General features: G+C 72.2%; 21 protein-coding genes and 2 pseudogenes. 19 read left to right on the plus strand and 4 right to left on the minus strand.

Going from position 1 to position 25,198, the window contains the following annotated elements:
- Position 1: 1 nt before the first annotated feature.
- From ACYVF7_RS52825 to ACYVF7_RS52840, 4 genes are all read left to right on the plus strand, one after another.
- Entirely contained in the window at positions 2–916 is a 915-nt protein-coding gene (locus tag ACYVF7_RS52825) for a carbohydrate ABC transporter permease (RefSeq protein ID WP_460354956.1), read from the plus strand.
- Positions 917–1,133: 217 nt separating this feature from the next.
- Positions 1,134–1,997, plus strand: a complete 864-nt coding sequence (locus tag ACYVF7_RS52830) for an ABC transporter permease subunit (protein WP_460354959.1) — start codon at positions 1,134–1,136, stop codon at positions 1,995–1,997.
- A gap of 26 nt (positions 1,998–2,023) precedes the next feature.
- Positions 2,024–2,557 carry a YbhB/YbcL family Raf kinase inhibitor-like protein gene (locus tag ACYVF7_RS52835; protein WP_460354960.1) on the plus strand — a complete coding sequence of 178 codons (534 nt, stop codon included), beginning with the start codon at positions 2,024–2,026 and terminating at the stop codon, positions 2,555–2,557.
- Positions 2,558–2,620: 63 nt separating this feature from the next.
- A complete protein-coding gene (locus tag ACYVF7_RS52840) occupies positions 2,621–3,001 on the plus strand; it encodes a VOC family protein (protein WP_460354962.1) in 381 nt (126 codons plus the stop codon).
- 22 nt (positions 3,002–3,023) lie between these two features.
- Here the strand turns inward: ACYVF7_RS52840 and ACYVF7_RS52845 are convergent.
- Both ACYVF7_RS52845 and ACYVF7_RS52850 read right to left on the minus strand, forming a co-directional pair.
- Positions 3,024–3,941: pseudogene (locus tag ACYVF7_RS52845) on the minus strand (alpha/beta hydrolase); the annotation flags it as partial.
- Between the two features lie 292 nt (positions 3,942–4,233).
- Positions 4,234–5,610, minus strand: a complete 1,377-nt coding sequence (locus ACYVF7_RS52850; RefSeq protein ID WP_460354964.1) for a KamA family radical SAM protein — start codon at positions 5,608–5,610, stop codon at positions 4,234–4,236.
- Between the two features lie 401 nt (positions 5,611–6,011).
- Here ACYVF7_RS52850 and ACYVF7_RS52855 point away from each other — a divergent pair, with 401 nt between their 5' ends.
- From ACYVF7_RS52855 to ACYVF7_RS52895, 9 genes are all read left to right on the plus strand, one after another.
- Positions 6,012–7,148, plus strand: a complete 1,137-nt coding sequence (locus tag ACYVF7_RS52855; RefSeq protein WP_460354966.1) for a glycoside hydrolase family 18 protein — start codon at positions 6,012–6,014, stop codon at positions 7,146–7,148.
- A gap of 105 nt (positions 7,149–7,253) precedes the next feature.
- Positions 7,254–8,012, plus strand: coding sequence for a DUF998 domain-containing protein (locus ACYVF7_RS52860; protein ID WP_460354968.1), 759 nt, complete (start codon positions 7,254–7,256; stop codon positions 8,010–8,012).
- On the plus strand, positions 8,009–8,857 hold the full coding sequence (locus ACYVF7_RS52865; RefSeq protein WP_460354971.1) for an alpha/beta fold hydrolase: 849 nt from the start codon (positions 8,009–8,011) through the stop codon (positions 8,855–8,857). Before ACYVF7_RS52860 ends, ACYVF7_RS52865 begins: the two co-directional genes overlap by 4 nt.
- Complete coding sequence (locus tag ACYVF7_RS52870; RefSeq protein WP_460354974.1) at positions 8,854–9,144, plus strand: hypothetical protein; 291 nt, start codon at positions 8,854–8,856, stop codon at positions 9,142–9,144. The genes ACYVF7_RS52865 and ACYVF7_RS52870 overlap by 4 nt, the downstream gene beginning before the upstream one ends.
- Before the next feature lie 442 nt (positions 9,145–9,586).
- A complete protein-coding gene (gene plsX / locus ACYVF7_RS52875) occupies positions 9,587–10,609 on the plus strand; it encodes a phosphate acyltransferase PlsX (protein ID WP_460358573.1) in 1,023 nt (340 codons plus the stop codon).
- 201 nt (positions 10,610–10,810) lie between these two features.
- The gene (locus tag ACYVF7_RS52880; protein WP_460354976.1) at positions 10,811–11,980 is read left to right on the plus strand and encodes a saccharopine dehydrogenase family protein; all 1,170 of its coding nucleotides are present in this window, start codon (positions 10,811–10,813) and stop codon (positions 11,978–11,980) included.
- A gap of 96 nt (positions 11,981–12,076) precedes the next feature.
- On the plus strand, positions 12,077–13,813 hold the full coding sequence (gene argS / locus ACYVF7_RS52885; protein ID WP_460354977.1) for an arginine--tRNA ligase: 1,737 nt from the start codon (positions 12,077–12,079) through the stop codon (positions 13,811–13,813).
- A 195-nt stretch (positions 13,814–14,008) separates the two neighbouring features.
- Entirely contained in the window at positions 14,009–15,544 is a 1,536-nt protein-coding gene (locus ACYVF7_RS52890) for a hypothetical protein (RefSeq protein ID WP_460354980.1), read from the plus strand.
- 47 nt (positions 15,545–15,591) lie between these two features.
- Complete coding sequence (locus tag ACYVF7_RS52895) at positions 15,592–17,067, plus strand: glutamate--cysteine ligase (protein WP_460354983.1); 1,476 nt, start codon at positions 15,592–15,594, stop codon at positions 17,065–17,067.
- Here ACYVF7_RS52895 and ACYVF7_RS52900 read toward each other — a convergent pair.
- Positions 17,061–17,306, minus strand: coding sequence for a DUF2630 family protein (locus ACYVF7_RS52900; RefSeq protein ID WP_460354985.1), 246 nt, complete (start codon positions 17,304–17,306; stop codon positions 17,061–17,063). The genes ACYVF7_RS52895 and ACYVF7_RS52900 overlap by 7 nt on opposite strands.
- A 202-nt stretch (positions 17,307–17,508) precedes the next feature.
- A complete protein-coding gene (locus tag ACYVF7_RS52905) occupies positions 17,509–17,877 on the minus strand; it encodes a hypothetical protein (protein ID WP_460354987.1) in 369 nt (122 codons plus the stop codon).
- Between ACYVF7_RS52905 and ACYVF7_RS52910 the strand changes: the two genes are divergently transcribed.
- The 6 genes and pseudogenes from ACYVF7_RS52910 (at position 17,864) to ACYVF7_RS52935 (ending at position 25,170) form a co-directional block, all read left to right on the plus strand.
- Positions 17,864–18,217: a hypothetical protein gene (locus ACYVF7_RS52910; protein WP_460354990.1), complete on the plus strand. Its 354-nt coding sequence runs from the start codon at positions 17,864–17,866 to the stop codon at positions 18,215–18,217. The two genes, ACYVF7_RS52905 and ACYVF7_RS52910, sit on opposite strands and share 14 nt — an antisense overlap.
- A gap of 218 nt (positions 18,218–18,435) precedes the next feature.
- Complete coding sequence (locus tag ACYVF7_RS52915) at positions 18,436–19,497, plus strand: CaiB/BaiF CoA transferase family protein (protein ID WP_460354993.1); 1,062 nt, start codon at positions 18,436–18,438, stop codon at positions 19,495–19,497.
- Between the two features lie 120 nt (positions 19,498–19,617).
- Positions 19,618–20,004: pseudogene (locus ACYVF7_RS52920) on the plus strand (AAA family ATPase); the annotation flags it as partial.
- 2,324 nt (positions 20,005–22,328) lie between these two features.
- Positions 22,329–22,409 carry a hypothetical protein gene (locus ACYVF7_RS52925; protein WP_460358575.1) on the plus strand — a complete coding sequence of 27 codons (81 nt, stop codon included), beginning with the start codon at positions 22,329–22,331 and terminating at the stop codon, positions 22,407–22,409.
- Positions 22,410–22,748: 339 nt separating this feature from the next.
- The gene (locus ACYVF7_RS52930) at positions 22,749–24,296 is read left to right on the plus strand and encodes a hypothetical protein (RefSeq protein ID WP_460354996.1); all 1,548 of its coding nucleotides are present in this window, start codon (positions 22,749–22,751) and stop codon (positions 24,294–24,296) included.
- Entirely contained in the window at positions 24,205–25,170 is a 966-nt protein-coding gene (locus ACYVF7_RS52935) for a CBM35 domain-containing protein (RefSeq protein ID WP_460354999.1), read from the plus strand. The genes ACYVF7_RS52930 and ACYVF7_RS52935 overlap by 92 nt, the downstream gene beginning before the upstream one ends.
- Positions 25,171–25,198: the final 28 nt, after the last annotated feature.

Consider the following 25,198-nt stretch of genomic DNA (forward strand, 5'->3'; position numbering starts at 1 on the left):
CATGGCCGCCGAAGCCGCGCCGGGCGGTCGCCGGGCCGGCCTGGCGGACCGGCAGGGTCTGCTGACCTGGGTGTTCCTGCTGCCGTCGGTCGTGTACCTGGCGGCGCTCGTCGTCGTGCCGCTCGTCCTCGCGGTAGTGCTGGCGTTCTCCGCGGCGACCGCCGGCCACCCCGCGTACCGGTTCACCGGCGCGCGGCAGTTCACGACCGTGCTGTCCGAGGGGGTGTTCTGGCGGGCGCTGGGCGACACGCTGCTGGTCACCGGCGCCTCGACGGTCCTGGTGGTGCTCTGCGGTCAGGTCCTGGCCCACGTCCTGCTGGCCCGGTTCCGCGGCCGATGGCTCGTCCGGCTGCTCGTGCTGCTGCCGTGGACGACACCGGCGGCGCTGTCGGCGACCTCCTGGCGGTGGCTGCTCGACTCGGCCGGCTCCCCGGCCGGGTGGCTCCTGCGCGCGGCCGGGATCCCGCCGGGCGCCACCTGGAACGGACGGCCCGCCGTGGCGATGGGCGCGGTCGTCGCGGTGCAGGCCTGGCGGCTGACGCCGCTCGCCGCGGTCGTCATCTCGGCCGGGCTGGCGGCGATCCCCCGGGACGTCCGGGACGCCGCGCGCGTCGACGGCGCGGGCGCGGTGCGGCGGGCGTTCGACGTGACGATCCCCCTCACCCTGCCGTCCATCGCGGTCGCCGCGCTCCTCACCGCCACGCTGGTCTGCGCCGACGTCCCCGTCGTGAACGTGCTGACGCACGGCGGCCCGGGATACGCGCCCCAGACGCTCGCCACCCTGTCCTACGCCCGCGGAGTCGAAGGCGGCGTGCTCGCACAGGGAGCGGCGATCGCCGTCCTGCTCCTGCCGCTGCCCCTGGCCGGAGCAGCGGGCCTGCACCGCGTCGTACGACACCGGGGAGCGGACTGGTGAGCGTCTCCGGCGGGTCGGCCACCCGCGTCGTACGAGACCGAGAGGCGGAACGATGAACGCCACCAGCGGACCGGCCGTCCGCGCCGTACGGCACCGGAAGGCCGACCGGTGAGCGTCACCAGCGGGTCGGCCACCCGCGTCGTACGAGACCGAGAGGCGGAACGATGAACGCCACCAGCGGACCGGCCGTCCGTGCCGTACGCCTCCGGAGGGCGCGGTGAGTGTCACCGAGGGGCTGGCCGCGCGGACGGCGGCGCGGGAGCTGGCCCGGCAGCGGCGGCGGTACACCGTGCGCCATGTGCTGGCGAGGTCCGCGCTCTACACGACGGCGGCAGGTGCCTCGCTCCTGTGCGCGGTGCCGTTCCTGTGGAGCGCGGTCGCCGCCGTCCGGCGGTCGTCCCCGGATGACGCGGGTGTCGTGGCGCACCTACGCCTCCTCCTGAGCTCGACGCCCTTCCCCGCGTTCGTGGGGAACACGCTGGTCGTCGGCGTGCTCGTCACGGTGTTCACGCTGCTGGTCGCGCTGCCGGCGGCGTACGCGCTGACCCGTCCGCGGTGGGGCGGCGCGGTCGGGCGGGCGATCGCCGTCCTGGTGGTGGCACCGGCCGTGGCCCTCGTGCTGCCGTTCTCCTGGGCCGCGCACGAACTCGGCCTCGGGCCCTCCCTCGGGGCGCTCGTGCTCGTCCAGCCGACGCTCACCATCCCGGTGGCGGTGCTGCTGCTCGGCGGCTTCCTCCGGGCGGTCCCCGCCGACATCGAGGACCAGGCGCTCGTGGACGGGCATGGTCGCGTCGCCGCGTTCCTGCGGGTCGTGCTTCCCCAGCTCGCACCCGCGATCGTCGCGGTCGCGGTCCTGGCGTTCACCCTGTCGGCCGGGGACTTCGTCTACGCGCGGTCGTTGGCCCCGGTGGACTCGACGGTGGCCACCGGGATCCCCGCCCGGCTCGGTTCCGGCGGGCCGTGGGCGGTGGCGCAGACCGGGGTCGTTCTGGTGGCGGTCCCCTTGGCGGCCGCGGTCGACCTCGTCCTGGGGAGGATCATCGCGGCCGCAGCGGGCACGGCTGGTAGGACTAAGGCGTAACCGTCGAACCGAGCGAGGAGTTTGCCATGGCGGGTCGGCCACCACTGCCCCATGAGTTCCTGCCCGAGGTCCCGTCCTTCACCGTGACCAGCGACGACGTGGCGCACGGCGAGCAGATGCCGAACGCGCACGTCTTCAACGACTGGGGGTTCAACGGCGAGAACCTCTCCCCGCAGCTGAGCTGGGCCGGATTCCCCCCGGAGACCAAGAGCTTCGCCGTCACCTGCTACGACCCCGACGCCCCGACCGGCAGCGGCTTCTGGCATTGGGTCCTGTACGACCTGCCCGCGTCGGTGACCGAGCTGCCGACCGGTGCGGGCGGCGGTGACTTCAAGGAACTGCCCGAGGGCGCCGAACACGGCCGCAACGACTACGGGAACAAGGAGTTCGGCGGGGCCGCCCCGCCGCCGGGCACGCCGCACCGGTACGTCTTCACCGTGCACGCGCTCGACGTCGAGGAGCTGGGCGTACCCGACGACGCGTCGCCCGCCGTCGTCGGCTTCAACATCACCGCCCACACCCTGGCCCGCGCCCAGGTCGCCCCCGAGTACGGCCACTGACGGCCGCCTGATCGCGGCGGGCCGGCTCACGCCGGCCCGCCGGGACCGTTCTAGACTCGGCGAATGATCAAGCTGGTGCGCCTGGACCACCTGGTCCTGACCGTCGCCGACCTCGACCGGACCGTCGACTTCTACACCCGGGTCCTGGGGATGGAGCCGGTCACGTTCGGTGCGGACCGCAGGGCGCTCAACTTCGGACCACACAAGATCAATCTGCACCGGCAGGGCGCGGAGTTCGAGCCGAAGGCCGCCCGGCCCACGCCCGGGTCGGCGGACCTCTGCCTGGTCACCGAGACGCCGATCGACGCGGTCGTACGGCACCTCGAGGAGTGCGGCGTGCCGATCGAGGAGGGCCCGGTCGGCCGCACCGGGGCACAGGGCCCGATCACCTCGGTGTACTTCCGCGACCCCGACGGCAACCTCATCGAGGTCTCGGCGTACTGACCCCGTGATTCGCTGCCGCGGGTTACTCCCCGCTCGATGCCAGATGGCTGCGGAAGAAGGCGGTGGCCGCGCCCGAGGCTCGAGCGATCTCGGTGGTGTACGGGGCGAAGTGCCCACCGGGGATCATCACCAGCTGCTTCGGCTCCAGCGCCCGGTTGTAGGCGGCGAGACCGGTGTCGGTGAGGGTGACGGTGTCCTCCCGGCCGACGATCATCAGCAGTGGTGTGGGGGAGATTCGGTCGATGAAGGCGCCCGGCTCGTACATGCGTGCCTTGCGGGTGGAGCGGACGGTGACGGTGTTGTCCCAGCGGGTTCCTTCGGGGAGTTCCTGGAGGTAGAACTCGATGGCGTCCTGGGCGCGATAGGAGGCGGCGACGGACGGGTCGGCGCTGACCAGGGTCTGGGTGCGCGGCGGCTCGCCGGCCAACTGGGCACGCTCGTCGGCGTCGAAGGCGGCCTCCAGGGCGGCGATGTTCTCGGGGGCGACGCGACGTTTGGCCTGCTCGACGCCGCTGATGGTGGGCACCTGGGCGACGACGGCCTTCAGGCGGCGGTCGGTGGCGCCGAGTACGAGGGCGTGTCCGCCGGCATAGCTGGAGCCCCACAGGCCGATCCGGCCGCCGTCGACCTCGGGTCGCGATTCCAGGTAGGTGATGGCGCGCCGCCAGTCTTCGATCTGCCGCCAGGGGTCGATGTCCTGGCGCGGGGTGCCGTCGCTGGCGCCGAAGGTGCGGTGGTCGTGGACCAGGACGACGAAGCCGGCCTGGGCGAACGTGTCGGCGAAGCGGAGGATGGCGTGCTCCTTCACCACGCCGTACCCGTGCGCCATGGTGATCGCCGGGTGCGGGCCAGGCCCGCCGGGAACGTACAGCGTCCCGCGCAGGATCACGCCGTCGGGAGCCGGGAACTCGACGTCGAGGCGGGTGGGCCGGCTCATGGCTGCTCCCTCCTGGTCGTGTGGCCGGTGGCGTCCATGCCTCTACCCTGCCCCGCCGCCCTCGCCCGGATTCGTCCTGACACCCGGATCGCCGCGATCCGCACCGAACGTTCATCCTGGCCGTGGCCGGCCTGCTCGACGGAAGGCGGGCAACCGCACACGGAGAGTGCGCGGCCCGACGGCGACCTCATCGAGGTCTGGGCGTACCGACCCTCCGGGCGGACGCGTTCGTGGGGCCGCACCACGGGTGCGGCCCCACAACCGTTTCGCGGTTCGCCCAGGGAGGGCTAGCCGGTCACAGGGACGGGCCGGCGGCGACGACGTCGTGCGCGGTGACGTCCCCGCCCTTGACGATGCCCTCGAAGGGGAACCGGTCGCCGAAGGCCGGCCGGAGGTCGGTCAGCCAGACGGCCTCCGGGTCGTACTTGGCGAAGAACGGCCGGTTGACGAACTCCGGGTCGCGGCACTGGATGAAGTGCAGGACGAACAGCTTCTCCCCGCCGATCTCGACGACGCCGTCGACGCACACCTTGCCGGGCGTCGCGGACATCGACGGGCCGCGCACGGTGCGGCAGAGCCCCGAGACGTTCTTGTAGGCGTCCCGGAAGATCTCGTACGCGCGGGCGAGCGGTACGGCGAAGTAGTCCTGTGGTCCGGTGTCACGTTCCACGAACATGTAGTAGGGGACCATGCCCATCTGCAGCTGTCGCCGCCACATGGCCTCCCACGTCAGGGGCATGTCGTTGATCGTGCGGATGAGCGGCGCCTGCGTACGGATGACGGCACCGGTGCTGAGGATGCGCCGGGTCGCCTCCGACACGAGGTCGGACTCGAGCTCGCGCGGGTGGGTGAAGTGCGCCATGAACGCGAGGTTCTTGCCCGCGTCGACGACCTTCTCGAACAGGCGGAGCGTGTCGTCCGCGTCGGGGTCGGTGACCCAGCGCTGCGGCCAGTACGCCATGGCCTTGCTGCCGATTCGGATCGACTCGAGCTGCTCCAGATCCAGCAGCGGCTCGATGTAGCGGCGGAGTACGGACTCGCCCATGATCATCGGGTCGCCGCCCGTGAACAGGACGCTGGTGACCTCCGGGTGGGCGAGCAGGTAGCGCTTGAGCCGCTCGACGTCGTCGCCCGCCATCTTCAGGTCGGGTTCGCCGACGAACTGTGCCCACCGGAAGCAGTAGGTGCAGTACGCGTGGCACGTCTGCCCCTGCTTCGGGAAGAACAGCACCGTCTCGGGGTACTTGTGCTGTACCCCGGGCACCGGCTCCTCTTTGAGGGTCGGAATGTTGAGCTGCAGCTGACCCGCCGGGTGCGGGTTGAGCTTCATGCGCACCTCGCGGGCCGCGGCGTCCACCTCGGCCTTAGGTGCCTCCCGGCGCAGCAGGTCGGAGATGCGGGCGACATCCTCCGCGGGGAGCATGTCCTCCTGCGGGAAGACGAGCCGGTACATCGGGTCCTCCGGAGCGGCGGACCAGTCGATCAGCTCGTCGACGACGTAGCTGTTGGTACGGAACGGCAGGACCGTCGCGACCGCCTGGATCGCCAGGCGTTGCTCGGCGGTCAGACCTGCGCGAGCGGTGAGCTCGCCGAGGTGCTTCGCCGTAAAGGCGCGGAACCTGCGGCCGGTGGTGTTCACCGCGGCCGGTGCCGCGTCGTTGACCAAGGTCACGTTGACGTTACTCCTCCGAGTCGACGGGAAACGCGCGCGCGACGCCTGTCACATCGGGTCTCATCGGGACCCGCCGCAGGCGTCCGCTGTCGGGGTTCGCCCTCCTTCACGATCAGGCCGCGACGCCATCACGCCGCAGCTCGCCACGCTCCCCAACCCCTATTGAACCGTTAAGCCCCGTTTCTTACCTATTCGGTACCCGCACTTGGGCTTTTCGATACTCAACGGCTGGCTCCGCTGAACGATCAACGTCTGAGCAGCCACGGAAGTGCCACAGCGACACGCCGGAGGCCAGTTCGTGATCTTGTACGTACGCTGCGCCATACTGCCGGGGACGGATCCCACCTGCGACAGCGGTCACCGTGGTCAGCGGTGTCCCTGGCGCCCCACGAGGAGAGGTCGTGGGCAGACACCGCAAGCGCCGCGCATCACCCCGGCTGAGCCGCAGGATCGCGCTGCTCTCGGCCGGTCTGCTCATCCCCGGCACGGGCGGCGCCGTGCTCGCCGCGACCCACCTCGATCAGCACGCCGCTCCGTCGGCCCGGTCCGGTCCCGCCCCCCGGTCCGGCGCGGCGATGACAGAGCTCCCCCGCCCGCGCACCCAGGCCACCGCCGCCCGGCCCGCGCCCGCCGCGCCGTCGGCCACCGCGTCGCCGGAGGCGACCGCCTCGCCCGCGCCCGCCGCCCGGATCACGTTCGCCCCGTACGCCGACGTGCTCAGCTGGCCGCCGCTGGACTTCGCCAGGACCGCGGCGCGGACCGGCGTACGGGACTACACCGTCGGCTTCGTCGCGGCCGGCCTCGGATGCACCGCGACGTGGGGCGGCACCACACCGATCGCCGACCCGATCGTCCACAGGAGGCTCGCGAAGATCCCCGGTGAGACCATCGTCTCCTTCGGCGGCCCGCACGCCACCGAGCTCGCCCACGGCTGCCCCGACGTCGACGACCTGACCGCGCGGTACCGCTCCGTGCTGGCCGCCACGGACACGCGGCAGATCGATTTCTTCCTGACCGACGATGCCCTGGCCGACACCGCGTCGGCCGGGCGCCGCGCCCAGGCGCTCGCCCGGCTCCAGCACGACGACCCGGGCCTCCGCGTGTCCTTCACGCTTCCGCTGCGCCGCTCCGGCCTCACGGACGCCGCGCTGGCCGCGCTGCGTGGCGCCACGGCGGCCGGGGTCGACGTCTCGATCGTCGACCTCCTCCCGGCGGGCGGCACCGGGCCTGCCCTGATCTCCGCCGCGACCGCCGCCCACGGCCAGTTGCAGCGGCTCTACCACCAGGACGCCGCCTCGGTGTGGCGGCGGATGGGCATCGCGCCCCTCATCGGCGTGGCGGACACCGGCGCCGGGTTCCAGTCCGCCGACGCCCGGCAGATCCGCGGCTGGGCGGCCACCCGCGGGCTGGGCCGCCTGTCGATGTGGTCGATCACCCGGGACACCCCCTGCACCCTGGACACCACGGCCAAGAACGACACCTGCAGCGGGCTGGACGAGGACGCCGGCGTGTTCTCCAGAATCTTCCAGGGATCGTAAGAACACGCACTTCGCGGCTTAAGTCCGCCGCAGGGCGGCCCCCGGCAGCCGTGTCCGGATACCTATGCTGGAAGTCGAGCGGGGGGATTCGAAAAGGAAGTGAGAGTGAGCTCGTCCGAGCGTTCACGCGACCAGGGGACGGTGCCGGCGTTCGTGCCGCCCCTCGCCGCCGTCGCGGGCGTCGTCTACAGCTCTTGGATCCTGCAGTTCCTTCTCAACCCGCACCTGGACGCCGTCAACGGCTACGTCAGCGAGCTGTCCGCCACCGACCAGCCCTACCGCGGGCTCTTCTCCGGCTGTGACTTCCTCGCGGGCACCTTGTCGATCACGGTCGCGGCCGTCGTGCTGCGCCGGCTCCGGCCGCGCGGCTGGGCGCTCGCCGGCTGGCTCGCGCTGCTGCTGTTCGGGATCTTCTCGATCGGCGACTCCCTGTTCGCGATGGACTGCGCGCCCAACTCCGACCCGACCTGCGCGCTGCGCGAGCGGGCCGAGAAGGTCTCCTTCGCCCATGAGTTCCACTCGGTGACGAGCACGCTGGTCGTCACCAGCGGCATCGTCAGCCTTATCGCCCTCACGATCGCCGCCCGCCGGTACGGCCGCTGGCCGGTCCTCGCCCGCTGGAGCTGGCCGGTCATGGTCGTGGAGACCACGACCGCGCTGGCCACGCTGCCCCTGATGTACTTCGGCCTGACCCTCGGCGTCATGGAGCGGATCCAGGTGACCGTGATCTCGGTGTGGCTGTTCGTCATCGCCGTCGAGCTCTACACCGGGCGGCGCCGCGCCCGCGCCCCCGGACGCATCGTCACCCGCCCGATCCGGCGGACCGGGGACCCGGCCGTACGGGAGAAGGCCACCTTCCCGTGAACGGCCGTCTGCCCGGCGAGATCGTCACCGTCGGCGGAGACCGCCTGCACGTCGTCTCGGACGGAACCGGATCCCCTCCCCTGCTGCTGAGCGCCGGGCTCGGCGGAGCCTGGTTCGACTGGATCCCCGTCGTCCGGCTGCTCCACGGTGAGCGCCGCACGATCGCCTTCGACCGCCCGGGCCTCGGCGGCAGCCCTCCCGTACGGCACACCGGCACCCTCCGCGCGGAGGCCGACCGGCTCGCCGCGCTGGCCCGGTGGGCGGGCGCGCCCGTGACCGTGGTCGCGCACTCGTTCGCCGGGTTCCACGCCGAGGCGTTCGCGCGGCTCCACCCGGACCTGGTCACCGGCATGGTCCTCGTCGACCCGAGCGCGGAGCCCGGGACACCGAGGTACGCCGGTCCGCTGACCCGCCTCGCACCCCTCGCCCGCCTCGCCGGTACGGTCGCCGGCGTGAGTGGCTTCGCCCGGCTGGCCGGGCCCACCGTCCACGGCGTGGCGATGCGGATGATGAGCGCGCGCGGGAACGTCGCGCCACCGGAGTTCGTTCGCGCCGTCTGCACCCGCGGGCACGTCCTGGGGGCCCTCCTCGCCGAGGACACCACGTACCGCCGAATGGCCGCCGACCTGCTCACCCTGCGGCGGCACCGGGCGTTCCCCGACATCCCCCTGTGCGTGATCACCGCGCTCGGCGACGTACGCGGCACCGGCGAGAAGTGGCGGCAGGCCCACGCCGCCCTGGCCGCGCTCAGCCCACGAGGACGGCAGGTCGTCCTCCCCTGCGTCGGGCACCTGGTGCAGGTCGACCGGCCCGAGGTCGTCGCCCAGGCGGTGCGCGACCTGTGAAACCGCTCATGCTCGTCCTGATCGTGCTGCTCGCGGCGTCGTGCGGGAATCCGGTGCGCCGGGTGTCGGAGAGCTCGCTGCTCAACGCCACCGCCAAGGGCACGGCCGACGAACTGCGCGGCATCGGGTACACCGTCCGCTCGCGTATGAACTGCCGGACCCTGTCGGCGGACACGCTGTCGGTCGTCCGGGTACGGTGCGTCGGCCGTACGGACCGCGGCGAGCCCGTCCGGGTGGACGCCGTCGCCTACGAGGCCGGCTCGCCCATCCGCGCCAGGACTATGTGATCACCGTGAACGGCCGTGAGGTCGTCCGCCGGCCTTGCCTCGGCCAGGGCTGTCAGGACCCCGCATGACGGGCCGGACCGTGGGACGCGCCAGCGGGCGCGCGGAGAGGCGGATCGCGACCCGGCCCGACGGGCCGGCCGGGAGGAAGGCCGACGGACAAACGGGGAGGCAGACGGACGGACCGACCGGGAGACCGGCCCAACGGCGGACTCGGAGCCAGACGGACGGGCCGACCGGGAGACCGGCCCAAGGGCGGACGGGGAGCCAGACGGACGGGCCGACGGGGCGACCGGCCGAGGGGCGGACCGACGGGGCGACCGGAAGGGAGACCACGAAGGTGGCCGAGAGTCGGACCGGCGGAGCGGCCGGAAGGAAGACCACGAAGGTGGCCGAGGGACGGGCGGACGCCCGCGCCGAGGGTCCGCGGATCGCGGTGGACGCGATGGGCGGCGACCACGGACCGGAGGAGGTCGTGGCCGGTGCCGTCGCCGCGGTCCGCGAACACGGCGTCCGGCTCGTGCTCGTCGGGCAGGCGCGCCGCATCCGGGATCTGCTGCGCGAGCACGACGCGCTCGGCGAGGTCCCGATCGCGCACGCCGAGGACGCCCTGGCCATGGACGAGGGGGCGCTGGCCGGGTGGCGGCGGCCCCGCTCGTCCGTGGCGGTCGCCTGCCACCTGATCCGCCGGGGCCACGCCGCCGCGCTCGTGTCGGCCGGGTCCACCGGCGGGGTCGTCGCGACCTCCCGGCTGCGCCTGCGCGGACAGCCCGGCGTCATGCGCCCGGCGCTCGCGGTGGTGCTGCCCACCCGCCCGCGCCCCACGGTGCTCCTGGACGCCGGCGCCACGGCCGACGCCAAGCCGGAGATGCTCGTCCAGTTCGCCACGCTCGGCACCGCGTACGCGCGGATCAGGCTCGGCGTCGAGTCCCCGCGCGTGGGACTGCTGACGATCGGCGAAGAGGCGGGCAAGGGCAACAAGCTGACCCGCCGCGCGCACGAACTGCTGTCCGGCGACGTGCCGGGCGTCCACTTCGCCGGCAACGTCGAAGGCACCGACCTGCTGACCGGCGCGGTGGACGTCGTGGTCACCGACGGGTTCACCGGGAACATCGCGCTCAAGACCGTCGAGGGCGCCGTACGGCTGGCGGTCACGGAGATGCGCACGGCGATCGGCTCCGGCCGGATCGCACGCGTCGCCGCGCTGCTGCAGCGCCGGCAGTTGCGCGGGCTGCGCGACCGCCTGGACCCGGAGACGCACGGCGGCGGCGTGCTCCTCGGCCTGAACGGCACCGTCGTCATCGCCCACGGCGCCTCGCGGGCCACCGGCGTCGCGGCCGCGTGCGTCCTCGCCCGCGACCTGGCGGCCGGCCGGATCGTCGAACAGATCGGCGAGGGCCTGGCCGCCGCCCGCCCCCACCGGTTCCCCCGCCGCGGCCACGGCGAACCCGACACCGAGGAGCCCTGACCCGGAGCCGGGCGCGATCACGGGCCGAGGCCGGCCACGAGCCGGACGCGACCATGACACGGGCGGCGAGGCGACGGGCGAGCGAGTGGCCGGTGATCTGCGGGCGCGGCGAGCCGGCCGCGCCCAGGAGACGCGTGTGTCTCGCCACAGTCGTTCCGTGACGCCTTCCTAGAATGGCGTTCTAGGGGGTAAGGATGACCCATGGATCGCCCCTACGACATCGTGCTGTTCGGCGCCACCGGGTTCACCGGGGCCCTGACCGCTGAGTACCTCGCGGCCCAAGCGCCGGGCGGCGAGGCCGCCGCCCCGAAATGGGCGCTCGCCGGGCGGAACCCCGCGAAGCTCCGGGCGCTGAGCGACCGGCTCGGGCTCGACCTGCCGCTGCTGCGGGCCGACGCGTCCGACGCGTCCTCCCTGCGGGAGATCGCCTCGTCCGCCCGGGTGGTGATCAGCACGGTCGGCCCGTACGTCACGTACGGTGAGCCGCTCGTGGCCGCCTGCGCCGAGGCCGGCACGGACTACGTCGACCTCACCGGGGAGCCGGAGTTCGTCGACCTGATGTACCTCAGGTACCACGCGCGGGCCGCCGAGACCGGGGCGCGGATCGTGCACGCCTGCGGGTTCGACTCGGTGCCGCACGACCTCGGCGCCTACTTCACGGTCCAGCAACTGCCCGAGGGCGTCCTGTTGCGGGTGCGCGGCTACGTCCAGGCGAGCGGCGCGCCCTCCAGCGGCACGATCCACTCCGCGGTCACCGCGGCGGCGCACTTCCGCACGGCGGCGCGGATCCACCGTGAACGGCGCCAGGCGGAGCCTCCCCTGCCGGACCGCCGGGTCCGTGCCGTTCAGGGCCGGCCGCACCGTAACGGCGGACTCGGCGCCTGGGCGCTGCCGTTGCCGACCATCGACCCCGACGTCGTACGGCGATCGGCGGCGGCCCTGGACCGCTACGGCCCCGACTTCGCCTACAGCCACTTCGGGGCGGTGCGGCACCTGGCGTCCGCGGTCGGCCTGGCCGCCGGGGCGGCGGGCGTCGCGGCGGCCGCCCAGGTCGGACCCGTACGCGACCGGCTGCTCGAGCGGTTCACGCCCGGGGACGGTCCGTCTCCCGAGAGGCGCGCCAAGAGCTGGTTCAGCGTGCATTTCGCCGGCGAGGGCGGCGGCCGGAAGGTCGTCACGAAGGTGTCCGGCGGGGATCCCGGCTATGGGGAGACCGCGAAGATGCTCGCCGAGTCGGCGCTGTGCCTGGCCTTCGACGACCTGCCCGAGACGGCGGGCCAGGTCACCACGGCCCAGGCGATGGGTGACGCGCTCCTCACCCGGCTCCAGAAGGCCGGCCTGGAGTTCACGGTGGTCGGCTCGACCGGGTGACGCGAACGAAATTCGGATGGGGCTGTGGCCGGTCGCCGATAGTCTTTAAGGACCGTGCAGCCTGAGCTGCCGAAGCCGTACTCACCGAGGATCTTGATGTCCGACCCGCAGCACGTTCTCGCCGCCCGCGTCCAGGCCGCTCTCGGAGCGGCGTTCGGAGAGCCCGACGCCGACCCGGTGATCCGCCCGTCGCAGTTCGCCGACTTCCAGGCGAATGTCGCGCTCCCGCTCGCCAAGAAGCTGGGCCGAAAGCCGCGCGACATCGCGACCGAGATCGTGGCGCACCTCGACGTGTCCGACGTCTGCGAGAAGGTCGAGATCAGCGGCCCGGGGTTCATCAACCTCACGCTCGGCGCCGGCTGGATCGCCGGGCAGGCCCAGGCGATGTACGGCGACGAGCGGCTGGCCGTCGAGAAGACCGGCGCGCCGCAGACGACGATCGTGGAGTACTCCTCGCCGAACATCGCCAAGGAGATGCACGTCGGCCACCTGCGGACCACGATCGTCGGCGACGCGATCGCGCGGGTGCTGGAGTTCGCCGGGCACCAGGTGATCCGGGACAACCACGTCGGCGACTGGGGCACGCCGTACGGCATGCTGATCGAGCTCCTGCTCGACGTCGGTGAGGGCTCTGAAGAGGCCAAGCTCCTCGAGACGGACCCGAACTCCTTCTACCAGGCGGCCCGGGAGCGGTTCGGCTCCGATCCGGAGTTCGCCCAGCGGTCGCGGGAGCGGGTCGTGAAGCTCCAGGCCCACGACCCGGACACCATCCGGCACTGGGAGCGGCTGGTCGAGCTGTCGAAGATCTACCTCCACAAGGTCTACGGCCGGCTCGGCGTCACGCTGACCGACGACGACATCCGGGGCGAGAGCTTCTACGACGACATGCTCGGCGACATCGCCGACGAGCTGCAGGCCAAGGGCATCGCGGTCATCAGCGAGGGCGCGCTGTGCGTGTTCCCGCCCGGGTTCGCCGGCCGGGACGGCGACCCGCTGCCGGTGATCATTCGCAAGAGCGACGGCGGCTACAACTACTCCACCTCCGACCTGGCCACGATCCGGTACCGCGTCGACAAGATCAACGTCGACCGGATGATCTACGTGGTCGGCAGCCAGCAGGCGCTGCACTTCCAGATGGTGTTCGCGGTGGCCCGGATGGCGGGCTGGCTGCCCGAGGAAGTGAGCGCCGAGCACGCCCAGATCGGCAGCGTGCTGGGCCCGGACGGGAAGATCTTCCGGACCCGGAGCGGCAAGTCGATCAAGCTGACCGAGCTGCTGGACGAGGCCGTCGAGCGGGCGGGCGTGGCGTTCGACGAGGTCCCGCACAAGGAGCCGTTCGACGAGGAGACCCGGCGGCAGGTCGTCGAGGCGGTCGGCATGGGCGCGGTGAAGTACGCCGACCTGTCGACGGCGCGCGGCAGCGAGTACGTCTTCGACTTCGACCGGATGATCTCCTTCCGGGGCAACACCGGGCCGTACCTCCAGTACGCCACGGCGCGGATCCGCTCGATCTTCCGCACGGGCGGCCTCACGCCGGAGGAGGCGACCGGGCCGATCGTGCTCGGACACGACGCCGAGCGGGCGCTCGCACTGCACCTGCTGGGCTTCGGCGCCGCCGTCCACCAGACCGGCGAGGCGGCCGAGCCCCACCGGCTGTGCGTGTACCTGTTCGAGCTGGCGTCGGCGTTCACCACCTTCTATGAGAACTGCCTGGTGCTGGACGCCCCGGATGAGGCGACGAAGGCGTCGCGGCTGGCGCTGTGCGGGCTGACCCTGCGCACGCTGGCCAAGGGCCTGGAGCTGCTCGGCGTGCCCACGCCCGAGCGCATGTAGCCGTCGCCACCCCCTGATCTATCGCGAGCACGTGGGCGGGCGCCCGTATGCGCCCGCCCGCCGCGTAGGCGTGCCCATCGGCGCGCGACGCGTGCGCCTGACGCCTCTCACGCGCGTTTTCTGCGGAACGCGCTGAGGGCGCCGTACGTCGCATATCCGGCGGATGCAGTGCCGGTGTCTGATCAAGGAGGCGGCGTGAGCGACTGGGCCGACTATCGGCAGGACCGTCAGATCCGCGGCCTGCAAGAAGAGGTCAACGCGGCCTACCAGTACGCGGACCGCAGGTCGCGGACGCTGCAGTCGAAGCTGGCGGCGGTCCAGGGCACGCTCGAGCGGCGGATCGACCGGCTCGCCCGGTCGTTCGACGCCTTCGTCGAGCTGTCGGACCTGCGGATGGAGCTCGCGGCGTTCGACCGGGAGTCCGCCATCCGCGCCGAGACCCGGCGGCTGCTGCGGGAAGTGACCGACCCGTCCCTCCTGGACGTGGCGGACTGCCCGGGTTACTGGCTCGGACCGGCCGCCGAGGCATTGCACGCCCTGCTCCGCGGCGACGAGGTGGCCGCCGAGTCGCACGCAGCCGAGGCGACCCGCCGCGACGAGGAGCGGACGGCACTGTTCCTGACGCTGGCCCTCGCGGTGGCGGGCCGAACCGCGCTGGTCGCGCCTTGGCTGGCACGCACCCTGCCGCCCCTCGAAACGACCTCCACTCGGGTGCGGCGACTGCTGTGGGCGGCCTGCGCCGAGGGCGTCTTCGGCGAGACGGGACGGTCCCACATCGAGCGACGGCTGGCCGAGTTCGTCGACGGCCTCCCGGCCGAGACGGCCGCCGCGGAGGGTGCGCGCTGGCAGGAGAAGATCGCTTCCGAGGGGAGCGGCCGGGCGGAGACCTCCTGGCTGCCGAGGGTCCTGCAGTCCGAGGCCGCGCTGACCGAGCCTCCCGCATACGCCGCCCGCCTCGCGCGCCTGCGGACCCGCCTCGAGGAGACCCTTCCCGCGGCCGAGCCTCCCGCCGAGACGGCGGACACCGTTCCCGAAGAGCTCGGCGCGCTGCTGACCAGGCTCGTCGACGAGGGCAGCCCCGACGAGGCGCCCCTGCTCGCCCGGGCCCGCGAACTGCGGCAGATCATCGAGAACGGCACGTCGACGCCACCGAAGGCGTGGGACGCCCCGGAAGGGGAGACCCTCGCGCTGCTGCGCGACGACATGTTCGAGCAGGGCACACCGGCCCGTCGCCTGCTCGCCCTGCGCGCCGGGCGCCGCTGGATCGCCGCGGCAGCCGAGGACCTGGCCGAGAAAGCGTCCCGCCGGGCTCCAGAGCGCCTCCGGGTCCGGGTCGGCGCCTGGTACCTGTCGATGGGACCCGACGGGCCGGACTCGACGGCGGAGATGGAGGCCGGGGTCGACGCCGAGTACGCCACCAGCCCCCTCGCCGAGCGGGCCGGTCTGATCCTGACCGGTGTCGGCGTCGTTCTCCTGGCCGTCACGATCCCCCTCGGGCTCGGCGTCCTCCCGGCCCTGCCCGGGGTGGTGACGGTCGTCGGGGCGGTCCTGTGGCTCATGCAGCGGCACGGCCGCCGGGCGGCCGCCCAGGCCGCCGTACGGGAGAAGGCCCGGCTCACCCGCGAGGCCGGGCAGATCACCGAAGCCATCCGGGAACATCGCTCCCGCTATGAGACTCTCGCCACGTCCGCCGCGAAAGACCGGGACGCGATTCTTACCATCGTGGCCTAGGGGTATGCATTCCTGCGAAAGCGGGACGAACACCCCGGAGGCTTTGCATGGGCAGGGACGTGGCGGCCATCGCCATCACCAAGGAGGACCGGCGGCGTTACCGGGAGAAGGTCCAGCGCTGTCTGGAAGCCCTGTCGGCGATGCTGCGGGACTCGCGGTTCGAGGACGACCGGGCCTCCATCGGCATGGAGGTGGAGCTCAATCTCGTCGACGAGACCGGCCGGCCCGCGATGCGCAACGCGGCCGTGCTCGAGTCCATCGCCGATCCCGGTGCCTGGGCTACCGAGCTCGCGCAGTTCAACATCGAGATCAACATGCCGCCCACCTCGCTGGCCGGCAAGTCGCTCGCCATGCTCGAGCAGAGCATCCGTGACAATCTCAACCATGCCGACGGGCGAGCGCGCGAGGTGGGCGCCCGGCTGGCGATGATCGGCATCCTCCCGACGCTGCGGGAGTCCGACGTCGGCGAGGCGGCCCTGTCGTCGAACCCGCGCTACCGGCTCCTCAACGAGCAGGTCCTCGCGGCCCGCGGCGAGAACCTCCACCTGGAGATCGACGGGGTCGAGCAGCTCAGCACGTCCGCCGACTGCATCGTGCCCGAGGCGGCCTGCACGAGCGTCCAGTTCCACCTGCAGGTCGGGCCGGACGACTTCGCGGCGTCCTGGAACGCCGCCCAGGCCATCGCCGGGGTCCAGGTGGCGCTCGGCGCGAACTCACCGTTCCTGTTCGGCCGGGAGCTGTGGCGGGAGACCCGGCTCCCGCTGTTCGAGCAGGCGACCGACACCCGGTCCGAGGAGCTCAAGGTCCAGGGCGTACGGCCCCGCGTCTGGTTCGGCGAACGCTGGATCGACTCGGCCTTCGACCTGTTCGAGGAGAACGCACGCTACTTCTCCGCGCTGCTGCCGTTGTGCGAGGACGAGGATCCGCAGGAGGCGCTGGCCCGCGGCGAGATCCCCGAACTGGCCGAGCTCGCGCTGCACAACGGCACGATCTACCGCTGGAACCGCCCGGTGTACGCCGTCGTCAACGGCCGTCCGCACCTGCGCGTGGAGAACCGCATCCTGCCCGCCGGCCCGACCGTCGCCGACATCATGGCCAACGCGGCCTTCTACTACGGCCTCGTACGGGCCCTGGCGGAAGAGGAGCACCCCGTCTGGGAGCGGATGCCCTTCGCCGCGGCCGCCGACAACGCCCGCCGGGGCGCGCGGCACGGCCTCGCCGCCCGGGTCTTCTGGCCCGGGGTCGGCGAGGTGCCGGTCACCGAACTGATCCTGCGGCACCTGCTCCCGCAGGCCGCCACCGGCCTCGACCGGTGGGGCGTCGACACGATCGTCCGCGACCGGCTGCTCGGCATCGTCGAACGGCGATGCGCGACCGGCCGGAACGGCGCGACGTGGCAGACGGAGACCGTCCGCGCGGCCGACGCCGACCGCGAGGAGGCGCTGCGGCTCATGACGTGCCGCTACATCGACCGCATGCACACCAACGCGCCGGCGCACACCTGGCCCGTGGGAACCTACTGAAGGTAGCCCTCGACCTCGCCCTCCGGCCTGGACTCGGCGCCCTCGGGATCCTCCCCGACGTCGCGCCGCGCCCGACGCTGGCGCAGGAGGTCCCAGCACTGGTCGAGCTGCACTTCGAGTGAGCGCAGCCGCTGGTGCTCCTCCGCCGCGGTCAGGTCCCCCTTCTGCAGCCGCTCGCGGAGCGTGTGCTCCTCGTCCACAAGCTCGTTGATATGACCGAGAATCTCGTTGTCCTGCATCCCTGGATCACCTCTCGACGACAGTTTGTCAGTTCGGCGTCGCGAGCGGCAGACAGGAGGGGCCTGGGCACGCCGGGCTCGGTCCCGCCCGGCAGCGGTGATCGTCGGTTGTCCATGGGTCTCTCGCATCGGGCCGGGCGGCGGCGTCCGTACGGCACGCGCCGGAGCCGTCACCGCCTCGGCGAGGGCTCCGGCCGCGCCGTCACAGCGGATTGCGGTTCCCGACGAGCCCGTTGAGGAACCCGCCCGCCCGCTCGGACGCCGGTCCGCCGACGGCAGCGGTCTCCGGTGGTGGCGCCGGCGCCTTGGCGGCGGCCTTCGCGGTGCTCTTCGGTTTCGCCTTCGCCGTGGTCCTGGCCTTCGCGGTCGTCGTCTTCTTCGCGGTGGCCTTCTTCGCCGTCGTGGTCTTGGCGGCCGGTTTCCTCGCCGCGGTGGTCTTGGTGGCGGTCGTGGCCTTCCTGGTCGTGCTCCGGGCCTGCGCCGCGGCCGGCATCTTCATCGCCGACATCGACTTCGCGGCCGTGGTGAGCGACTCGGCGGCGGTCATCATGGCCTTGGTGGCGGTGTTCATCGCCTTCAGGGCGGTGTTCATCGCCTGGGCCGAGTTGGTGGCCTTGCTCGCCGCCGCCGTCATCTTCGACGCCGCCGACGAGACCTTGGTGGCCGCGGACGACACCTTCGTCGCGGCGGCGGCCGGAGTGACCGAACCCCTGGACGTGGTCGTGGTCTTCTTCGCCGTCGTGCTCTTGGCGGACGGCTTCTTGGTAGCGGCGGTCTTCTTCGCGCCGGTCTTCGCTGTGCGGCTCGAGCTCGCCGTGGAACGGCGGGCGGTCGACCGCGTCGTGGTCTTCGTGGGCACTGATCCATCCCCCCGTGTTGATCAGTTTCGGAGGGATGCATTCCACAATTGACGACGATCTACACACCGCCTGAACAGCGGACGGCCTTTGTTTCCCCAAATGTGGACAGTCGCGGAAAGCCGGGAGGCGTCCGCCATACCGGCGGACGCCCCCCCACTGATCAGCGACCGTACTTGACGATCACATCGGCCTTGTCGGCGTAATCGCCGCCAGGTCACTATCGGAATTTACGCCCAAGGCGCCAAGCAAGTGCTTGGTATAACTAGATCATGGGACTGCTGGACGGGCTTCGGGTGCTGGATCTGACGATGTGGCGGCCGGGGCCGTACGCCACGCAGTTGCTGGCTCAGCTCGGTGCGGAGGTGCTGAAGGTCGAACCGCCGGGCGGCGAGCCGATGCGGGCGTTCCGCGGTCACTTCGACCTGCTCAACCGGCACAAGCAGAGCGTCGTCATCGATCTCAAGGCCGACGCCGCGCGGTGCCTGCAGTTGGCCGCGGAGGCGGACGTCTTCGTCGAGGGCTACCGGCCCGGTGTCGCCGACCGGCTCGGTGTGGGCTACGAGGCCGTACGCGCGGTCAACCCGCGCGTCGTCTACTGCTCGATCTCCGGGTACGGCGCGAGCGGCCCGCTCGCCTCGGTGCCGGGGCATGACGTCAACTACCGCGCGTACGCGGGCACCGCCCCGCCGGACGACGGCGGCCATGAGTTCCCCGTCGCGGACATGGCCGCGGCGACGATGGCCGCCTTCGCGATCCTGGCCGCGTGTCGCAAGGGCCGGGGCGAGCGGATCGATCTCGGCATGGCCGACGTTCTGGCGAACTGGATGGGCACTCTCCCGGTGCCCGGGGACTCCAGGTCCGGGGGCAGGCCCGTGCCGGGATACGGCGTCTACCCGGCCCGGGACGGCGGGAGGGTCGGTCTCGGGGTCGTGTCGGAGGACCGGCTGTGGGCGGCCACCTGCCAGGCCCTGGGGCTCGAGCACCACGCCGGCCTGGGCTTCCCCGAGCGGCTGGCCCGGGCGGAGGAGCTCGACCGGGACCTCGCCGAGCGGATCGCCGCGCTGCCCCGGGACACCGCGATCACCCGGCTGACGGCCGCCGGCGCGCCGGTCGCGCCCGTCCTGTCCCCGGCCGAGACGCGGACCGTCGACCATTTTCAGCAGCGCGGCGTCCTCGACGGCAGCCCCGTACGGACGCTGCACGATCCGCCACTGCCCCCCGGTCGGGCACCAGAACTGGACACCGCTCAGGGCTGGTCGCGTACGGACCCGGGCCGGCGCACTGACGAAACCACGCCCGAACGCCCATACGAGCGTTCGCCGGACGAATAAACAGTCCGTTTTGTCCCGGCTGGATGGCATCCTTGGGGCGTGCGCAATCAGCAGGGGGTCAGTGCCGTCCTGGCCGGGCGGGCCGATGAGCTCGCCTTCCTCGACAGCGCCCTGCGTGAAGTGCCGACCGCCCTGATCGTCGGCGGCGAGGCGGGCGTCGGCAAGAGCCGGCTCATCCGGGAGTTCCTGGACGCGCACCCGGGCGTACGGACGTTCATCGGCGGCTGCCTCCAGATCAGCTCTGAGGGCCTGCCGTTCGCTCCGTTCAGCGCCGTACTGCGGCGGATGGTCCGGGAGATCGGTGTGGAGGGCATCGCCGCGCTGCTGCCCGGCGGGACACCGGCCGGGCTGGCCCGCCTGCTCCCGGAGTTCGGCGAGCCGGACACCGAGACCGGTACGGCGGAGGCGCGCGTCCGCCTGTTCGACCACGTGCTGCTGCTCTTCGAACGGCTGACGGCGGACGAGCCGGCCGTCCTGGTCATCGAGGACGTGCACTGGGCGGAACGATCCACCCGCGACCTGCTCAGCTACCTGATCCGCAACATCCCGTCCGGGCTGCTGGTGATCGTCACCTACCGGTCCGACGAACTGCACCGCGACCATCCGCTCCGCCCGCTGCTCGCCGAGCTGAACCGCGCCGACTGGGTCCGGCGGCTCGACCTGGACCGCCTGCCCCGCCGCGCCGTCGCCGAGCAGGCTCGCGACATCCTCGGCCGCGACCTCGACCAGCGGACCCTCGACGCCGTGTACGAGCGGAGCGAGGGCAACCCGCTGTTCGTCGAGGCCCTGCTGGACTGCGACGACCGGGTCAACGGCGAGCTGCCCGAGTCGCTGCGCGACCTGATCCTCGGCAGCGTACGGAAGCTGCCGGAGGAGACCCAGGAGATCCTGCGCGTCACCAGCGCGGGCGGCGACCGTGTCGAGCACGCGCTGCTCGCCGCGGTGACGAGCCTGGACGACGGCGCGCTGTCCCGGGTGCTGCGGCCCGCCGTCGCCGCGAACGTCCTGGTCGTGGACGGCGAGGCGTACGGTTTCCGGCACGCGCTGATGCGCGAGGCCGTCCACGGCGATCTGCTGCCCGGCGAGCACACCCGCACCCACACGCGGTTCGCCGAGGCGCTGGAGAAGAATCCGTCACTGGTCCCGATGGGCCGCGCGGCGGCCGAACTCGCCCACCACTGGTACTCCGCGCACGACGCCACCTGGGCACTGGTCAGCGCCTGGAAGGCCGCTCAGGTCGCCAAGGAGGCGACCGCGTACACCGAGTGCCTGCGCATGCTGGACCGCGTCCTCGAGCTGTGGGACAAGGTGCCGGACGCGGCGGAGCGGCTCGGGGCCGATCACGCCGGGGTACTGGAGATGGCGGTCGACGCCTCCAACCTGGCGGGTGAGACCGCACGCGGCGTCGCCTTCGCGAAGGCGGCGCTGAAGGAGATCGACGATCCCATCCGGGCCGCCGGCGTCCTGGAGTACCGCGGCCGGCTCAAGATCCACCTCGGCCATCCGAAGGCGTTCGACGACCTGCGGGAGGCGGCGCGGCTGGTGCCGGCCGATCCGCCCAGCGTGGCACGGGCGCGTGTGCTGTCGACCCTCGCCCAGCAGCTGTACCTGCTGCCGACCGGCCTGGAGGAGGGGCGGGCGCTCGCCGTCGAGGCCCTCACCACGGCCCGCGCGGTCGGCGACGCGACGGTCGAGGCGCACGCGCTGACGACGATCGCCGGCTGTGACTTCTCCGAAGACGACGGCGAACGCCACCTCGCCGAGCTGGCCAAGGCCGAGGCGGTGTATCGGCGGGGCGGCGCGGACGACTCGGCGATGCTGCGCATCGCCACGAACGAGTCCCACGTGCTCGAGGGCCTCGGCGAGCACGAGCGCGCCGTCGAGGTCGCGCGGCGCGGCGTCGCGCTCGCTGGCAAGAGCGGCGTGGCGCGCACCTCCGGGGCGTTCCTGAGCATCAACCTGGCCGAGCCGCTGGTCTCGCTGGGCCGCTGGGACGAGGCCCTCGAAGTCACCGAGCACGCCCTGGAGCTGTCCCCGCCGCCCCTGACCCGGGCCTCGCTGCAGTGCGTCATCGGCGTGATCGCGGTGGCGCGCGGCGACCTCGACGCCGCCGCCCGCGCCGTGAGCACCCTGGACGCGGTGCTCGCCCCGACCTTCTCTCGTACCCAGGAGCTGTTCCCCTCCGAGGGCCTGCGGATCGACCTGCGGGTCGCCGAGGGCGACCTGTCCGGAGCGCTCGACGCCGTCGAGTACGCGCTGACGGAGTTGCAGCCGGCGGTCAGCGCGCGCTACGGCCTGCCGCTGCTGTGCGCCGCCGCGCGGGCGTGCGCGGAGGCGGGCGGCGAGCGCGCCGCCGGGCTGCTGACCCGGATGCGGGCGGCCGCCGAGAAGACCCCCGAGGGCGGCCGGGTCCAGCAGGCGTACGCGCTGCTCTTCGAAGCCGAGGCGGCCCGCGCCGAGGGCGTGCTCGACCGGGAGACGTGGGCGGCCGTCGCGGACGCGTACGAGGCTCTCAAGCAGCCCCATCCCCTGGCGTACGCGCTGCTGCGGACCGCCGAGGCGAACGACCCGCACGACGCCGGGGCCCGGGAGGACACGACCGCGCGGCTGCGGCAGGCCGCCGAGATCGCCGAGGGCCTCGGCGCCCGGCCGCTCCTCGAGCGGATCGAGGCGCACGCCCGGCGGTCCAGGATCTCCCTCGGCGGGCGGACCGGCACGTCCACGCTCGGGCTGACCCCGCGCGAGCTGGAGGTGCTCCGGCTCGTCGCGGAGGGCCGCAGCAACCGGGAGATCGCCGGCTGTTCATCTCCGCGAAGACGGCCAGCGTGCACGTGTCCAACATCCTGGCGAAACTGCAGGTCGGCAGCCGTGGCGAGGCCGCGGCCGCCGCCCACCGGCTCGGCCTCGTCTAAGCGCCATCGCACCCGGTGCCGCGCCGGCACGAGCCGGGCCGAGCGGCACGGTCAGGCCGATTATGCCCTCTCCGGAATGGCCGATTTCGCGCACCATCAATGGCGGCGAACACATCACTTATCAGTCCGTTGACATGACAGAAAAGGCGTTTTAACTTCACAAAAGCCCCATATGTGCGCAGCCGAAGGACCCCGACCCGCTGGAGAGCCCATGAGCAAGCCAGTACGAAGATCCCTTCGGCGCACGGCGGTCGCCTGCGCGCTCACGATCACCCTTCCGATGAGCCTGGCGCTCGCCGCGGAGCCGCCGGCGCCGCCGCAGCCACGGCGGGCGCCACGGTGACGGTGCGCGCCGACGGCGGCTACACGATCGACACCAGTGGACCGCGCTACCACTTCGGTGGTTCGGTCGGCGCCTCCGCCAGCAACATCAAGACCGTCACCGGCCGGGACGGTGTCGGCGCCTACCGCGAAACCGACTTCGACTACACGGCCGGTGGGGTGGCGCGGAGCAGCGGCATCCGGGCCTACGGCAACAGGCCGGTGGTGCTCTTCAGCACCACGTACCGGCAGGCGGCGGCCAACGCCGATCCGTTCCCCGCACTGTCGTCCCGGCCCTCGCTGCCGCACGACGAGAGCTTCAACGGCTGCTTCGCGGGACACCGGCTCGACGCCCCGGGCGATCCGGGCTTCAGCCCGTACCTGGCGTTCGACGCCTCCCACAGCGGCTACCTGCTGTCTCCGGCCTCGAACTTCACCACCGGCGTCGTGAAGTTCGTGAACGGCGCGCTGACCAGCACCGTCTCCGCAGGTATCGGCGGCCTGCCGGCCGGGTTCACCCAGAAGAGCATCCTGGTGTACGGCACCAGCATCAACGGCGTGTACGACACCTGGGGCAACGCCCTGACCCGTCTGTCCGGCAAGCACCGCCCCGCGCAGAACTCCACGAACACCCTCGCCAAGCTCGGCTACTGGACCGACAACGGCGCCACCTACTACTACAAGTACGACTCCGACCTCGGTTACGAGGGCACGCTGCGGGCGGTCCAGAACGACTGGAAGAGCAAGGGCCTGCCGATGGGGAACCTGCAACTGGACAGTTGGTGGTATCCGAAGGGCCCGAACGCCGTCTGGAACGACAAACCCGACGGCCAGTACCGCTATGAGGCGGAACACACGCTGTTCCCGGACGGCCTCGCCTCGTTCCAGAAGAGCGCCGGCGTACCCCTGATCACCCATGCCCGGTGGATCGACCCGTCCAGCCCGTACCGGAGCCAGTACACGATGTCCGGGAACGTGATCACCGACCCGGCGTACTGGAACGACCGGATGAGCTACCTCAAGTCGTCCGGGGTCGACACCTACGAGCAGGACTGGCTGTGCGCGGGCGCGCAGCCCGACTTCAACCTCACCGACCGCGCCGCGTTCCTCGGCGGCATGGCCAAGGCCGCGGCGGCCAACGGCCTCGACATCCAGTACTGCATGGCGCTGGCGCAGGACTACCTGCAGAGCACGCTGTACGACAACGTGACCAACGCCCGGGTCTCGAACGACCGGTTCGAGCGGTCCAAGTGGGACGAGTTCCTCTACACCTCACGCCTGGCCGGCGCCCTCGGCGTGTGGCCCTTCACGGACGTGATGATGAGCACGGAGACCCGGAACCTCCTGCTGTCCGACCTGTCCGCCGGCCCGGTCGGTGTCGGCGACGCGATCGGCACGGAGAGCGCCGCCAACCTGAACAAGGTGGCCGAAGCGGACGGCACGATCGTCAAGCCGGACACCCCGATCGTCCCCGATGACGCCACCTACGTCCGCGACGCCTCCGGAACGTCCGGCCCGATGGTGGCGACGACCGGTAGCCGGCACGGCTCGCTGTCCGCCGGCTGACGTCTACGCCTACGCCCGCACCATCCCGGCACCGAAGCCGGACACGACCTACGAGGCCGAGGACGCCACCCTGTCCGGGCCCGTGGTGGGCACCGACCACTCCGGCTACACCGGCCGCGGGTTCGCCGACTACCAGCATGACTCCGGCGACTACGTCGAGTGGACCGTCGACGCGCCGTCCAGCGGCACGTACACGCTGATGTTCCGGTACGCCAACGGCGGCACCGGTAACCGGCCGCTCGCGGTCGCGGTCGACGGCGGCGCGGCCTCCACGCAGGCGTTCGCGCCGACCGGCGGTTGGGACACGTGGGCGGTACAGCCGGTCGTGGTCGAACTCTCCGCCGGCGACACCGTACGGGCCACCACGACGGGAGCAGGCGGCCCGAACATCGACAACCTCGGCGTCAGCGCCGGTACGGTCAGCCTCCCGACGACCGACGACGCCTCCTTCCGGCCCGCCGACCTCGGCGTCACCGGCAAGGCGTACGTGTACGACTACTTCGCCGGCAGCGGTGCGCCGGTCGACGGCAATGCCCCGTACACGGCGCACGTGACCCGCGACGGGTCCTACCTCCAGGTGGTCCCGGTCGGAAGGTCGGGCATCGCCTTCCTCGGCGACGCGGGCAAGTTCGTGTCCCTGGGCAGGCAGCGGATCCGGGCGCTGTCCGACAACGGCGCGGTCCACGTCACGGTCGCGTTCGCCGCGGGAGACGGCCCGGTGACACTGCACGGGTACTCCCCGAGCCCGGTGTCGGCGACCGCCTCCGGCGGCAGCGTCGGTCAGGTCGGCTACGACAGCGGTTCACACCTCTTCTCGGTGCGCGTCAGCCCGGGCCATGGATCCACCGTCCCCGTGACCTTGACCCGGCGGTGAGCGTGGGGGTGGTTCTAAGACCCTGAGC

This window comes from Actinoallomurus acanthiterrae (genome assembly GCF_054775715.1).

Bases quoted from the DNA above. Each gene is read 5' to 3' on its own strand.
- ACYVF7_RS52825 (WP_460354956.1), top strand. From the start codon at position 2: ATGGCCGCCGAAGCCGCGCCGGGCGGTCGCCGGGCCGGCCTGGCGGAC.
- ACYVF7_RS52835 (WP_460354960.1), top strand. From the start codon at position 2,024: ATGGCGGGTCGGCCACCACTGCCCCATGAGTTCCTGCCCGAGGTCCCG.
- ACYVF7_RS52840 (WP_460354962.1), top strand. From the start codon at position 2,621: ATGATCAAGCTGGTGCGCCTGGACCACCTGGTCCTGACCGTCGCCGAC.
- plsX (WP_460358573.1), top strand. From the start codon at position 9,587: ATGGGCGGCGACCACGGACCGGAGGAGGTCGTGGCCGGTGCCGTCGCC.
- ACYVF7_RS52880 (WP_460354976.1), top strand. From the start codon at position 10,811: ATGGATCGCCCCTACGACATCGTGCTGTTCGGCGCCACCGGGTTCACC.
- argS (WP_460354977.1), top strand. From the start codon at position 12,077: ATGTCCGACCCGCAGCACGTTCTCGCCGCCCGCGTCCAGGCCGCTCTC.
- ACYVF7_RS52895 (WP_460354983.1), top strand. From the start codon at position 15,592: ATGGGCAGGGACGTGGCGGCCATCGCCATCACCAAGGAGGACCGGCGG.
- ACYVF7_RS52900 (WP_460354985.1), bottom strand. From the start codon at position 17,306: ATGCAGGACAACGAGATTCTCGGTCATATCAACGAGCTTGTGGACGAG.
- ACYVF7_RS52905 (WP_460354987.1), bottom strand. From the start codon at position 17,877: ATGAACACCGCCACCAAGGCCATGATGACCGCCGCCGAGTCGCTCACC.
- ACYVF7_RS52915 (WP_460354993.1), top strand. From the start codon at position 18,436: ATGGGACTGCTGGACGGGCTTCGGGTGCTGGATCTGACGATGTGGCGG.
- ACYVF7_RS52935 (WP_460354999.1), top strand. From the start codon at position 24,205: ATGACGCCACCTACGTCCGCGACGCCTCCGGAACGTCCGGCCCGATGG.